We start from the raw sequence: 12,690 nt of genomic DNA, 5'->3' as shown, positions 1-12,690 counted from the left end.
AACCTGGCCTGGCTGCTCGGGGAGGTCCTGGCCGACTGGTCGCAGGACGCCGCCGAGGCCGTCGCGGCCAACTGGGCGGACGGCCACCGTCCGCCCACCACGGCCGAGCTCGCCCGGAAGGGCCCCGTCAGCGCGGGGCGATGCCCGTGTCCGAGGAACGGAGTGTCTCATCGAGAAGGCCCGCACCAGGGCCTGCCAGCCAGCGGTCGAAGCGCAGCAGGAAGGGAAACTCCGCGCGCAACGCGTCGAGGTTCGCGTTTCCCGCCAGCCTGCCGTCGTCTACGAGTGCTGCCAACTTGCCGAGGACCTCGTCCTGTGCCAGCAGCGTCGTCGGCAGGCGGCTGTAGCTGATCGGCTGGCCAGCGGCCTGGGTCAGATCCTCGGCCAGGGCCTTGCCGGTGAGAGCGTCACCGGCAATCTCCATGGTGCGGTTGGCGTAGCGATCGGATGAGCCGAAGACCGCGGCGACGATGCGGCCGATGTCGCGTACTGCGATGAACTGCATGGCCTGGTCCGGGCGCATCAGGAAGGACAGGTGTCCCCGGTCGAGGCCCATTTCGGGGGTCACCAGGAGCTCCATGAACGTGGCCGGCCGAATGATGGTGCTGGCAATGTCCAGATTCCGGACATGGGCCTCGATACGGCTCTTGGTGTCGAGATGGTCCACGCCCGTTGTCGAACCCGCGGTGACGGCCGAACTGTAGACGAGGTGGGCTACGCCGCAGCGCTCGGCGATCTCGGCCACCGCCGCGCCGAAGCGGACCTCGTCCTCGTTGGTCACGTCGGCGCCGGCCTGGCCGGAGTTCGGCTGGACACTGAAGACGCCGTGGGCGTCGGAGAAGGCAGCGCGGAGCGACTCCGGATCGCCGAGGTCACCGCGGACGGTTTCGACGCCGGCGGCGGAGAGGGACCGGGCCCGGTGGCCGGACGGGTCCCTCACGACCGCGCGCACCCCCCAGCCGTCGGCCCGCAGCGCCGCGGCGACCGATCCTCCCTGCTGCCCCGTGGCGCCCAGGACGACGACGGTTTTGTTGATGTTGGTCATGCCGACCACGCTGCGCTCTCGGCGATCATGACCGTGATCCTGATGAACATTGCTGATTTTCCCTGAGGTCTTGAGAAGTGAGTCGGAGACGTGCTGGTCATAGGCGTGCTCCAGGATTCGGATGGGAGGGTTCGCACCGGTGTCCGCTACGCTAAAACCTGACGCCAACGTCAGGTGCAAGCGGGACGTGGAGTCGAGTCAGGAGGTCGGGATGCGGATCGGAGAGGTCGCCGCGAAGGCGGGCGTCAGTGTCAGGTCGCTGCGCTACTACGAGCAGCAGGACTTGCTCCACTCCTCCCGGAATCCGGGTGGCCAGCGCCGGTATCCGGACGGTGCCGTCGAACGAGTCAGGCTGATCCAACAGCTCTACCCGTGGGCTTGACCAGCAGAACCATTCGCGAGGTGCTGCCGTTCGCTGACTCCGGTGGGGCGTCACCGGAACTGCTGGAGCTGCTCGCGGCCGAACGTGACCGCCTCGACCGGCAGATGACGGACCTGCGGGACGTGCGCAGGCGGCTGCACGACTGCATCACCGAGGCGCGCAAGCATGACGGAACAGGAAGTTCATCCTGAAGCAGGGGGCGGCGGCCCGAGTGGGCAGTTGATACGTCGGCGGCGCCAGGGGCGTGTCCGGGAAGCGACCACTTCCCTTACTGGCTCAGGAGAAGCGATCAACGGGTGCGACGGGGCTCCGGTGGACGACTTCCAACAGCCGCGCACGCCGGTCTCCGGGTCGCCCGCTAGCGCTGTGATCACATAGGTTCGCCGGTTTGGATGCCTACAGGTTGTTGACGTAGAAGTCGGTGAGCCGTTCGACGGCGGCGTTGACGTATTCGGGCTCGTCGTACATCTCGTAGTGGCCGGCGCCCTCGATCACCATGAGGTCGACCGGGTTGGGGGCCAGCTTCCACAGCTGCATGCCGGCGTCGTAGGTGCCGGTGTTGCCGATGCGTCCAGCGAGGATGACCTGGAGTGGCTGGGTCATGAGCTGGTCGACCAGGTGGAACGCGTCGTAGCCCAGCAGGAGGGAGTCGCTGCGCGAGAGGCGGCGGTTGGTGGAGTGCTCGTTGCCGCCGCGCTCGGTGCGGTAGAAGGTGATCGCCTGGGTGGTGTCGATGTCGGTCAGACCGGCTGCTGCGGCGTCCTCCAGAGTGTCGGGCAGCCAGTTCACGCGGGTGAGCTCGCCCGAGCGGGACTCCTCGATGCGCGCGTCGGCGAGGGCGTCCAGTGCGGCGGCCGGGCCGTCAGGCTGGAAGCTGCGGAACGAGGTGCCCATGTTGCCGGGGACCACCGTGCCGACCGCCTTGATGCGGTGGTCCGTGCGGGCGGTGTGCACGGCGTAGCCGCCGCCGGCGCAGATACCGAGGACGCCGATGCGCTGCGGGTCGATGCCGGGGGTCGTGGTGAGCGCGTCGATGGCGTAGGAGATGTCCTCACCGCGGCGGTAGGGGTCTTCGAGGTCGCGGGGTTCGCCGCCGCTCTGCCCTTGGTGAGCGGGGTCGAAGACGAGCGCTGCGATGCCGCGGGCGGCGAGGCGGGACGCGTAGTTGGCGCCGATCTGCTCCTTTACGCTGCTGCCGGGCGTGGAGAGAACCACGGCGCGCAGCGGCGCGGTGCTGTCAGCGTTGTCGGGCAGGTGGAGGTCGGCCGCGAGCTCGATCGGTCCGCGCGGGATCGTGATGTGCTGAAGCATGGATGGCACGCACCCTTCGTGAGGTTATTGTTCCATGGACGTCCAGTACAAAACCGATACTGGTACAGCTTGGAACTAATACAGAACCGTACCACTTGGATGGGGGCTCGCATGACAGTCGATGGGGCACAGCTGTGGACGCTGAACCAGCGGCTGCTGAGCGTCGTGATGGATGCCTGCACGGAGGAGCTGGCTGATCTCGGGCTGGAGACGAAGGAGTTCTTCGTCCTGGCGGAGGTGGCCGCGTCGCCGTACCCTGCGGAGATCGCGGTGGCACTGCTGCTGCCCAAAGCGAGCGTGACGGTCTACGTCCGCAACCTCGTCGCCAAGGGGTTCATCCGGCGCGAGATCGACGACGCGGACCTGCGGCGTCACCGCCTCGTACTGACCACTGAGGGTGCAGAGGCGCGAGATCGTGCACTTGCAGCCCTCGCGGCGGAGTACGACCGCAGGCTGGCGAGGATCACCCCGCAGGACCGCACCGAGCTGCAGCGCATCCTTCAGCAGATGCTCTCGCCCGGGTGAAATGGCGAAGTGGTCCGAAGTGTGCCGCGATTGGATCGACCCACGAGGCGAAGGTCGGGGTGAAGCGCTGGAACGTGACGCCGTGACGGGCAAGCAGGCCACGTAACGTCTCGCGGCCGATGCGGATGCCCAGGCCGTGTACCTGGCGCAGGTATGTGACGAGCTTGCGCAGGGACCAGCGGGTGAACAGTGTCCTCGTCGGCCTGGACCAGCTTCGCGACTATCGGGATCCGGTTTCCGCCGGCCGAGGCCAGCAACATCAGCGCGCGCCGGTACCGACCGAACTGGTGCTGCCCCGGGCTGGACCTCTGTTCAGGCGCGCCGAACCTTCGGCCGACTGGGCGGAGGTCTGACTACGCAGGCCCAGGCCGCCGTACGTGCGTTGCGCGAGCGCCTCACCGAGACAGCCCGGGTCACTCGCCGCGCCGAGGCGACTCCACGGCGTGCAGTGTGCCCTCGGGAGATGCGTGCGACCGAACGGTGCATGGGTGTGACGGCGCTCCACAACTCTCGACCACGACCACGACCACGACCTCGACCTCGACCTCGACCTCATCGCCACTGCCGTCCACGTCTCTGGCGTGGGATCTGACGGCGGGCCCAACGGGCGGCCGCATCGTAACCACGGGACCCCGCAACAGGTCGTGGCGTCATCCGACAACGTGGCGGGCCTCCTGCTCACCAGGACGATCCGCGTCCAGACTTGAGAGGGCCACTGAATACGGTCCCCGCGGGGCTGTGACGCACGCTACTCGCGCGAAAGGTCGTGACCTTACGCCGGGAGTACTACGAGCTTGCCGCTCAGGTGCCCGGACTGGCTCACTGCCAGTGCCGCCGCAATCTCGTCGAGGGGGTAGGTACCCGCGATAGGCATCTGCAGCCGTCCCGCCTCGATGAGGGCGAGGATGTCACCGAGCGCTTCTGGACCCCCCGCTCCCGGCTCGGCCATGTGCATCTGGATTCCGGTGTCCGCGGCGCCGAAGGCCACGAGTGAGAGGACGCGTGTCGGACCGCCGGCGAGTTCGATCGAGTCCGGGATTTCACCGCGACCGGAGGCGTCGAGGACCGCGTCGACTCCGTGGGGGGAAATCGCTCGTACGCGGTCGACCAGTCCCTCGCCATAGGTGACCGGTTCCACACCGAAAGAGCGGAGCTGTTCGTGGTTGCGTTCGCTCGCGGTGCCGATGACACGCGCACCGCGGGCGACGGCCAGCTGTACAGCGAACGTGCCCACGCCACCGGCTGCGGCATGGACCAGCAGAGTCTCCCCCGTAGAGATCTTCAGCTTGTTAAGAACCTCCCAGGCGGTGATACCCGCACCGGCCAGGGTCGCGGCAACCTCCCACGGGACGGAGGCCGGCTTGGCGATCAGTGCAGCGGGGTCAGCGAGCGCCGACTGTGCGTAGGAGGGTGTAATGGAAGCCCCCAGCACCTCGTCACCGACGCTGAAGGCGGTCACGCCCTCGCCGACCTGGTCGACTACACCGGCCACATCGGAGCCGAGGCCGCCCGGAAGATCGACGGGCATCACCTGGCGCATGGAGCCGTGCAGGATCTTCCAGTCGATCGGATTGACGCCTGCGGCGCGCACCGCGAGCCGTACCTGCCCGGGGCCCGCGGTGAGCGGCGGAACATCGACGATACGCAGCACGTCAGGGGTGCCGTACTCGGAGAACTGCACTGCAAGGGACATTTGCTCGACTCCAGGATCTTGGGTGCTACATGCGGGAAGCGGGCACGGCCGCGTCACTGACCGCAGGGCCCCGCGTGGTCGCAGTACGGCTGGAGGCGGCTCTTCCCGCAGCCGCACAGCACGACCCTGGTCTCGGCGCGCGGGCCTTGCGGCGTGTCCACACTCAGCTCACCGCGCACGGTCAGCTGCCCGGTGGAACTGCGCGTGATCGTGGTGGGCCGGTCAAGGGTTTCCGTCCCGCCGTCCACGAGTTCGTACTGGAGCGCGCCCGAGGGACAGCGCCGCACCACCTCCGCCAGGCGATCGGCCGTAGCCTTATCCGGCTGGATCCACGGTCGCTTCCTCGTGTCGAACACCTCGGGCAGGCCATGGACGCATTCGGCGGCGTGGAGGCAGCGCCTGGCCTCGAAGGTCACCGTGATCGACTCCGTCTGGTATGCCTTCTGCTCAAGTTCGCCGCTCATGCCCGCCTCCATCACTGCCGTGCTCTGCTTTTCAGTCACTGACCTTGCTGCGGGACTGGTACAGCAGGTCCTGGTACTCGGGGTGCCGGCTGATCCAGCCCGCGAAGAAGGGACAGGTGGCCAGCACCCGCAGGTTCGCGGCGCGTGCCTCGTCAAGGGCGGTGCGGACCAGCGCGGACCCGACTCCCGCGCCCTCGTACTCCGCCTCGACCTCGGTGTGTACGAACGCGACGAGTTCCGTCGTACGGATGTATTCCGCGACGCCCGCCACCTTGGACTCTCCATCGACGCGGGCCTCGTAGCGCTTCGCCTCGGGCACGTCGCTCACTTCGACGGTCATGTGTCCTCCTTGTAGGATCTGATCCCGCTCAACTCGGCAGAATCCCGTCAGCCAGGACATCACCCTAGCCCCACTAGGTTGATGCATCAACTTAACCCTCGACGAGGGCATCCGTAGTGCAGAGCGAGCACGGGGTGCCGGAGAATTCGGCGACACGACCCGGCATGGCCGCGGTGGGCGCGAGAGCTTCCACGTAGGGAAAGCCGAGTTCTCCGGAGGAACGACACCGGTGGTGACACGACGATCCGCTGTGACCAGTTCTGGCACCACCCGACCTCACGGTCGGCGATTTCCCGGAACTCGACCTGCAGGAGACGCGGCTCGCACCACTCACCCTTGACCCCAAACCGGACAAATTTGGTACGTTCTCCACCCGTCCGACGGGCATCGATCCCGGCACCTTCCGGCTCGCGCACCAGGGCCGGGTCCGAACCGAAGCATCTTGGTCACGACGGACGCGGCCTCGCCGAGGGTCGCATCGCCGCCACCGCCAGTAGATGAGCTGTCAACGATTTCGTTAGACTGCCCTCATGGACGCACCGCCACGCTGGCTCGACCCAGAACAGAAGGCCGCCTGGGACAGCTTCATCCGAATGCAGGAGACACTCATCGGACGGCTATCCCGACGCGTCCAGGCCGAGTCCGGAATGTCCGCCTCCGACTACATCGTGCTCCACAACCTCACCGAAAGGGGCGACGGGCGGATGCGCTTCTTGGATCTGGCCAAACTCGTGGAGTGGGAGAAGAGCCGAATGTCCCACCAGGTCACGCGGATGGCGAAACGCGGGCTCGTGGCCAGGGAAGAATGCCCCGACGACGGACGCGGAGCATTCATCGTCGCCACCCCGGCCGGCTACAAGGCGATCGAAGAGGCCGCACCCCAGCACGTCGAGCACGTCCGCCGCCTGTTCATCGATGCCCTGACCCCGAACCAGCTCAGCACACTCGGCCGGATCTCCAAGCGCATCCTGGACCACATGGAGAAGCAGCCGGACTGACCGGGCGAAGGGATGCGACTGCCTGGATCACGGGAGGTCAGCCCTGTGCCAGCCCGGAGGGATGTCCTGGTGCGCGGGGCCGCCGGCCGATTTTCGCGGCAGACTCGCTCACCGCTGAACTACCCGTCAGGGATCCGAGAGCCGGCCAGGAGGCCCTGCGGGTCGGCGCGAGCCGGAGAACACGACATGGAGACGCTCCAGACGATCTGGCGGATTTTGGGACGCAGGCCGGGCGGGCCGGATCACATGGCCAGGGTCAGGGTCAGGGTCACGACGGTCGCGACCGAGACAAGGGCCAGCAGGACGGGCGCGCTCGCGTTCCCCCTGTTTTCGGGGTTGGCATAGTCCCGCGCCCTGACATGGAAGACGACCGCACCGGCCAGCGTGACGGTCACACCGACAGCAGCGGCAATACCCAGGGGCTGCCAGAAAAGTCCGACAACCAGGCCGACGGTGGCGACGACCTCGGCTAGCCCGATGAACCGGACGAACCCGGCGCTCAACCCCATGTGGGACTGCAGCCCGGCGGAGACATCACCTTTGAGCAGCGCCTTGGGTGCACCCGCGGCCAGGCTCACGAGAGCAAGGATCACACTGAGGATGGCCGCAGCAATGTACACGGGGGTCTCCCTCCACTCCTCCCACGCCAGGACTGGAAGGGCGCAGGGTTAGCTGAGCTTGCAACCAGAACCCTAGGGCGACATGGTTGACTTGTCAACTTCTGATGATCAGGATAGAAGTAGCCGCACCCTGCATCACGTTCACCGTTGGAGTTGACAAACCAGCCACACGGGGTGCGCCCGACCAGTACGATCGTTGGTCCGACCAGGGGCGCCGGGGAGGTAGGCGACGTCGTATCCCGAGTCCATCACGTTCAGGATCGCCAGGCTACCAGCCTCCGTGGTGCGTCAACTGGCTTACGCCGCAGCGTAGTTGATCGGTAGTGACGGCGGTCGCGGCCAGCACCGCGCCCGTCGGCCGCCCTTGGCGGCGGCAGGCCGGCCAGGGTCCAGCCCAACCGCGTCGGCTCCCCCAGCCTCAGGCTACGTACCCACGTTGATGCTCGGCTGTCAACGACAATCAGAGCGCTCCCTGCTGCGGCGTACCGGCCGGGTGGGGTCGCAAGACCTGCCCGTCCAGCTCGCCGACGATCTTCCCCTCGATCTCCTTCAGAAGTTGGCCTACTGCGGGTCCTTTGAGGTGCGCGTCCAGCGCCTCAGGGCTGGACCACTTCTCGATTTCGACGAGGCGGTCGTCACCCTCGTGCAGCGCGTAGAGGAGACAGCCCTCATCTTCGACGTGAGCGCGGGTGATCGCCCGTTCGAGGGCAGCGATCACTTCTGATCTGTGTTCCGGGACGGGAATGATCGTTACAACAACCACGACTGCGCTTATGGTCTCTCCATTGCATGCCTGGTGGTTCGATGGGCTGGCTGCAAGGGATCCGTCGTCCTCGCCGAGCAGCCATATCAGCTCAGCATTGGATTCCCGCTGGCGGTCTGGCCGTCCGGCACGTACGGCTGAAGGATGTCCCAGTGCTCGGCTATGCGGCCGTTCTCGAAACGGAAGACGTCTGCCACAGCGGCATCGCCTTCGGGAAGGAAGCCGCTGACTCTGGCGAGCGCGATGACGTGGTCGCCGTCCTCGAACGTTCGCAGCATGGTGTAGCGGAAGTCGTCGGGGAGAGTTGGCACGATTGCCCGAAGGCCTTCACGACCGTCGGCAATCGCCGGGTTGTGCTGGATGTAGTTCTCGGCGAAGTGACGATCCAATGCCGTCAAGTCCCGCTGGTTGAGTAGTTCATCCATGGCCTTGCGCGCGGTTTCTCTGTTGACCGACATAAGAGGTCTCCATTCTCTGGCGCTATCCGCGCAGGCGGCGGCAAGGCCGGCGTCGGGCGGCGCTGCCGGCGCAAGAAGGCGCCGTACGGGCGCCGCCCCACCTGGACGCTTAGGGACGTAACCGGCGCTCGGTGTCCTGGAACGATGAGCGCAGGACCGGTGCTACGAGACGATGAGATCGAGATGTCCACCCGCCGGGTCTACACCATTGTGTTGCCGTTGGCAGATTCTTCGGCAGAGACGATGTCCTGGACGACGTCCCAGTGTTCCACGATGCGTCCGTTGTCCAGCCGGAAGATGTCGACGATGGCCACGGGGTTCGGGGCCCAGCCGTGGACGATGCTGTGGGTGAAGACCAGATCGCCCTGGGCGGCGATCCGCTGCGGCTCCCAGGAGAAGCCCTCCAGGTTTGGAACGACGTTGCGCAGGGTGTCGAGCCCATTGGGCATCTGCGGGCTGTGCTGAATGTAGGGCTCAGCCCAGTATCGATCTATCGCGGTGAGGTCCTTGTCGGCGAACAACTCCCGCATCGCGGTGAGTACGATGTCGACGTTGCCTTTTGCCTGATCGTCCTGCGCGTCGGTGTGCTGGGTCATGGTCAACTCCTTAATCGTTCCGGTGAAGTGGTAGAGCTTGCCGTCGACGGTCACGTTGGAGTACAGCGTCCCGTTTTCGAAGTCCTCCAGGTGCGTCACCGTGGCCCCGCTCGCCTCGGTCCAGGAGTTCAGATAGACGCCTTCGCGGATCTCTTGCAGGTTCAGAGCCACCGTTTCGGCGTGACCGTCAGGGGCGAGCCCCGCACCGTGCACTACCACGAAGCTGCCCTGGGTCGGCGAATCGAACGTGAATCGCACCTTCAGATCACCGAGGTCGAAGCGGTAGCTGCGGCCGGTTAGTTGCCTGGTCATGACACGTCCTTCAGGCAGAGGATCACATCCTCACTGACGAGTTGAAGTTTCAACTCGCAGTCGGTGTTTACGCAAGCCTCTGAGACGTGGAACACACTCAAGTGCTTGTGGAGCCGCTCGCGTCGGACGGTGGCCCCCGCAGCGAGCGGCGTTCGACCTGGTTGGCAATCCTCCGTCACAGGCACCATGAGGTTGCCGACCCCCGCGCTGAGCGATGCACGCCGCTCGATTGAGCGCTGCGCGGGCCCTGCGGTGACATCCACCTCTTCGCCGACTGCCAAAGGTCTGCTCAAACCCATTGACTTGCCGTGCCGTCGATGCTTCTCTCGCACGAGCATTGCCCGTTGAGGAGGGCGCTTCGGCAACACGAGATGAGCCTCCGGTGCCGCACCGGCTCCGGCCACCCCTTCGACAGACGCTGTTCGCGCCGTAGGCGCACACCCTGCGAATCAGAGGCCAGAACGCCCGGAGGCCAGGTCGGGCCGCTGAGGCCGCTCGCCGAGGACCCGCGCGAAGAGCGCCTCCCGCAGCGCCACTTCACGAGGATCGTCCCAAAGCCGGAATCCAGTGCGGTTCATCGCGTACGCGAAGCCCGTACCGGTATCCGGGTCTGCGAAGGCGAATGACCCGCCCAGGCCCATCGTCCCGAAGGCCCGGTCCGACTCGGAGCCGAACCTGAACGCCGGGAACGGCTTGACGTACCCCAGGGAGAACCTCGTCTCCGCGGCCTGCACATCCGGCCGGTTGAAGTTCTCCACGGTGCCCAGGACCCGCGGATTGCCGAACGCCCTGGAGGTCAAGCTCCGTGGATTCGCGTATGCCCGGACGAATGATGCCGGCATCGCCCTCAGGTGCAGCGTCATCTCCCAAGAGCGAAATCCGTGGATACGGGCGACCCGATCGCGATCAGTGTCCTGCGGCAGGCCGAAGTGGAAGTCGAGGCCGAGCGGCGTAGCGACCTCGTCGGCGAAGAACCGGCCGATACGACGTTTCCCAGGGTCGATCCGACTTACGAGCTCACTCTCGTACCAGCCCAACGACTGGCCGTGGTAGCCGTGCCGGGTGCCCGGCTCCCATGCCGGACGCTGCTCGGCAAGAGCCGTGGCGAGGGTGCGGGAGCCAGTCAGGTCGCCGAGCCCAACTGGCCGGTCGATCACCGCCAGCCCTGCCTGATGGGCAAGCAGCTGACGGACGGTGACATCGCCCTACCGGCGGCAGCGAACTCGGGCCAATAGGCCGCCACACGCTCATCGTGGTCGAGCAGACCACGTGCGTGCAACACCGCGAGCGCCACTGCTGCCACACCCTTGGACGTCGAGAAGACCGGCACCATCGTTTCCGCCTCCCAGGGGACATGGTTGCGGCCGCCCCGGTAGCCGCCCCAGAGGTCGACGACCTTCCGCCCGCCGTGGTAGACGACGCAGGCAGCGCCGATCTCGTTACGTACGGCGAAGGTCTCGCGAAAGGCGTCGGCCACTGCGCCATAGCCTTCATCCACGTCACCGCGAACCATGCGGCCTGGTACATCGAGCTTGAAGACCACTACTTCCCCTTCATGTCGACCGGCTCCCACCCTCGCGCGTGTGGTGACCTGCTGGTGTGGATTCGAGGCGTCGCAGCTGCACGCCGACGGCGCGGGTCGCCGATTCGGTCGCGGCGACGCTGCCCCCCTCGCAAGGTTGAAGCCGTGGTCGCGTCGCGTCAGCGGAAGAGATTGGTTTGGCCGTTCGACGCGGTCAGGCCACCATCGACGGCGATGTGCGCGCCGTTGACGTACGAGGCGCCGGAGCTGGCAAGGAACGCCACGACAGCGGCCACCTCGGCGGGATCGCCGGGCCGGCCCATGGGCACGCGGTCGTCGAACCGGTCGCGCAGCGGCGTGCCTTCGGCGAGCGCTATCCGGATCTCCTCGCGGCTGGTCGTCACACCGGGATGGACCGCGTTGACCCGGATCTCCCGGCCGTGGTCGAGGGCCATCGCATTGGTCAGATTGGCCACCGCTCCCTTGGTCGCGTTGTAAGCGGCCTGCGTCCAGTCACCGCGCACGCCACCAACGGATCCGATGTTGACGATGCACCCGCGGACCGCGCGCAGGTGGGGCAAGGCGGCGCGGGAGGCAAAGAACAGGCCGTCGACGTTCACGCTCATCATGGCGCGATAGGCATCCTCGCTAGTGCTCTCCACGGTGCCCGGCTGCGCCAGCCCCGCGTTGTTGACGAGGACGTCCAGATGCCCGAACCGCTCGGCCACCCCGTCCATGAGTGCGGTGACGGCGCTCAGGTCGGAGACGTCGCCGGCCCACGGGTGCATGTCGCCCCCGTCCGGGCCGCTCTCGATGGCCTGGCGCAAGGTCGATTCGGTGCGCCCCACCAGTACTGTGGTGTATCCGTCGGCGGCGAAGCGGTGCGTGATATGGACGCCTAGGCCGCCCCCGGCACCGGTGATCACGGCCACGCGGCTGTTCTGGTCGTTCACCATGTCCTCCTGATGTGTGGGTACTTCGAACACTAGGAAGATCACGGAAGTCTCCGCATGTATCAGGGCGACAACCGACCGGAACATCGGCGACACACACATCCTGGGAGCAGACTCGTAGGACTATGGACGACAACAAGACGGCATCTTTCTCGCTCGACTCACGCCGTGCAGCCACGACCGGTCGGGACGACTTCGAGCGGAGCTGGCGTACCCACGTCGGAAATGAGTTCCCCCTCCCCCGGTTCAGCGCGGCGACAGCGACCGACTTCCGGCTACGCTTCCGTGCCACCAGGGTGCGCGACGTGGCGATCACCAGCGTGGACGGGGCGTCGGCAGCGCAGACGGCGGACGGACCGAGTCATGACGCCGATCAGGTGCGCCTATGGCTGGTGCACAGCGGAGCCTGGGCACTGGGCAGCAAGCGAAACAGTGTGGAGCACACCGTGGTGGCGGGACGTTTCCTGCTCCGGCATGCCGCGCGGATGCATCACTTCGCTCTCCCGCCCCACACGAGTGCGCAGTGCATCGTATTGCCCGCTGCTCCCTTCTCCTTTTACTCGGCGGCCGGGAAGTCGCCGGTCACGCCGACGCCGCCGAGGTACGCCTCCTAGGGCCTGTGTGATGTCGTGATCAATCAGTCGCCTTCAGCAGGTCGTTGATCCAGATCATGGAGGCGCGGAGGTGGAGGCCGGCGAGGTAGCTCTC

The 12,690-nt window shown here is 66.5% G+C and carries 15 protein-coding genes and 2 pseudogenes; 5 read left to right on the top strand and 12 right to left on the bottom strand.

Annotated features, from left to right (window positions below; translation table 11 throughout):
- Window positions 1-127: 127 nt before the first annotated feature.
- Window positions 128-1,045: an NmrA/HSCARG family protein gene (locus tag IF11_RS0127890; protein ID WP_030354512.1), complete on the bottom strand. Its 918-nt coding sequence runs from the start codon at window positions 1,043-1,045 to the stop codon at window positions 128-130.
- A 187-nt stretch (window positions 1,046-1,232) separates the two neighbouring features.
- Between IF11_RS0127890 and IF11_RS43295 the strand changes: the two genes are divergently transcribed.
- Both IF11_RS43295 and IF11_RS43290 read left to right on the top strand, forming a co-directional pair.
- Window positions 1,233-1,427 (top strand): MerR family transcriptional regulator, encoded by a 195-nt coding sequence (locus IF11_RS43295; RefSeq protein WP_425315200.1) that lies wholly within the window; start codon window positions 1,233-1,235, stop codon window positions 1,425-1,427.
- Window positions 1,428-1,447: 20 nt separating this feature from the next.
- Entirely contained in the window at window positions 1,448-1,618 is a 171-nt protein-coding gene (locus IF11_RS43290) for a hypothetical protein (RefSeq protein WP_425315199.1), read from the top strand.
- Window positions 1,619-1,823: 205 nt separating this feature from the next.
- On the opposite strand, the gene IF11_RS0127880 is transcribed toward IF11_RS43290, so the two are convergent.
- Entirely contained in the window at window positions 1,824-2,738 is a 915-nt protein-coding gene (locus IF11_RS0127880) for an alpha/beta hydrolase (protein WP_030354511.1), read from the bottom strand.
- Window positions 2,739-2,849: 111 nt separating this feature from the next.
- Here IF11_RS0127880 and IF11_RS0127875 point away from each other — a divergent pair, with 111 nt between their 5' ends.
- The gene (locus IF11_RS0127875; protein WP_030354510.1) at window positions 2,850-3,263 is read left to right on the top strand and encodes a MarR family winged helix-turn-helix transcriptional regulator; all 414 of its coding nucleotides are present in this window, start codon (window positions 2,850-2,852) and stop codon (window positions 3,261-3,263) included.
- A 31-nt stretch (window positions 3,264-3,294) separates the two neighbouring features.
- Here IF11_RS0127875 and IF11_RS42380 read toward each other — a convergent pair.
- From IF11_RS42380 to IF11_RS0127860, 4 genes and pseudogenes are all read right to left on the bottom strand, one after another.
- Window positions 3,295-3,579: pseudogene (locus IF11_RS42380) on the bottom strand (IS630 family transposase); the annotation flags it as partial.
- A gap of 456 nt (window positions 3,580-4,035) precedes the next feature.
- Window positions 4,036-4,956 carry an alcohol dehydrogenase catalytic domain-containing protein gene (locus IF11_RS0127870; RefSeq protein ID WP_030354509.1) on the bottom strand — a complete coding sequence of 307 codons (921 nt, stop codon included), beginning with the start codon at window positions 4,954-4,956 and terminating at the stop codon, window positions 4,036-4,038.
- Between the two features lie 53 nt (window positions 4,957-5,009).
- Window positions 5,010-5,420 (bottom strand): (4Fe-4S)-binding protein, encoded by a 411-nt coding sequence (locus tag IF11_RS0127865; protein ID WP_030354508.1) that lies wholly within the window; start codon window positions 5,418-5,420, stop codon window positions 5,010-5,012.
- Window positions 5,421-5,451: 31 nt separating this feature from the next.
- Complete coding sequence (locus IF11_RS0127860; protein ID WP_030354507.1) at window positions 5,452-5,760, bottom strand: GNAT family N-acetyltransferase; 309 nt, start codon at window positions 5,758-5,760, stop codon at window positions 5,452-5,454.
- Between the two features lie 530 nt (window positions 5,761-6,290).
- Between IF11_RS0127860 and IF11_RS0127855 the strand changes: the two genes are divergently transcribed.
- Entirely contained in the window at window positions 6,291-6,758 is a 468-nt protein-coding gene (locus IF11_RS0127855; protein ID WP_030354506.1) for a MarR family winged helix-turn-helix transcriptional regulator, read from the top strand.
- A 242-nt stretch (window positions 6,759-7,000) separates the two neighbouring features.
- Here the strand turns inward: IF11_RS0127855 and IF11_RS0127850 are convergent, their stop codons facing one another.
- The 6 genes and pseudogenes from IF11_RS0127850 to budC form a co-directional block, all read right to left on the bottom strand.
- A complete protein-coding gene (locus IF11_RS0127850; RefSeq protein WP_051746297.1) occupies window positions 7,001-7,378 on the bottom strand; it encodes a DoxX family protein in 378 nt (125 codons plus the stop codon).
- Window positions 7,379-7,838: 460 nt separating this feature from the next.
- Entirely contained in the window at window positions 7,839-8,141 is a 303-nt protein-coding gene (locus tag IF11_RS0127845; RefSeq protein WP_063759251.1) for a putative quinol monooxygenase, read from the bottom strand.
- 86 nt (window positions 8,142-8,227) lie between these two features.
- Window positions 8,228-8,599, bottom strand: coding sequence for a nuclear transport factor 2 family protein (locus IF11_RS0127840; protein ID WP_030354503.1), 372 nt, complete (start codon window positions 8,597-8,599; stop codon window positions 8,228-8,230).
- 200 nt (window positions 8,600-8,799) lie between these two features.
- Window positions 8,800-9,507 (bottom strand): nuclear transport factor 2 family protein, encoded by a 708-nt coding sequence (locus IF11_RS42375; RefSeq protein ID WP_078490963.1) that lies wholly within the window; start codon window positions 9,505-9,507, stop codon window positions 8,800-8,802.
- 449 nt (window positions 9,508-9,956) lie between these two features.
- A pseudogene (locus IF11_RS37045) lies at window positions 9,957-11,020 on the bottom strand (serine hydrolase domain-containing protein).
- Between the two features lie 188 nt (window positions 11,021-11,208).
- Window positions 11,209-11,985, bottom strand: coding sequence for a meso-2,3-butanediol dehydrogenase (gene budC, locus IF11_RS0127825; protein ID WP_030354501.1), 777 nt, complete (start codon window positions 11,983-11,985; stop codon window positions 11,209-11,211).
- Between the two features lie 122 nt (window positions 11,986-12,107).
- On the opposite strand from budC, the gene IF11_RS0127820 reads away from it, so the two are divergent.
- Window positions 12,108-12,596: a hypothetical protein gene (locus IF11_RS0127820; protein ID WP_030354500.1), complete on the top strand. Its 489-nt coding sequence runs from the start codon at window positions 12,108-12,110 to the stop codon at window positions 12,594-12,596.
- Window positions 12,597-12,690 lie beyond the last annotated feature (94 nt).

The sequence above is a fragment of the Streptomyces scopuliridis RB72 genome (assembly GCF_000718095.1).
Classification (GTDB): Bacteria; Actinomycetota; Actinomycetes; order Streptomycetales; family Streptomycetaceae; genus Streptomyces; species Streptomyces scopuliridis.
This window is presented reverse-complemented; position numbering and strand designations above follow the sequence as displayed.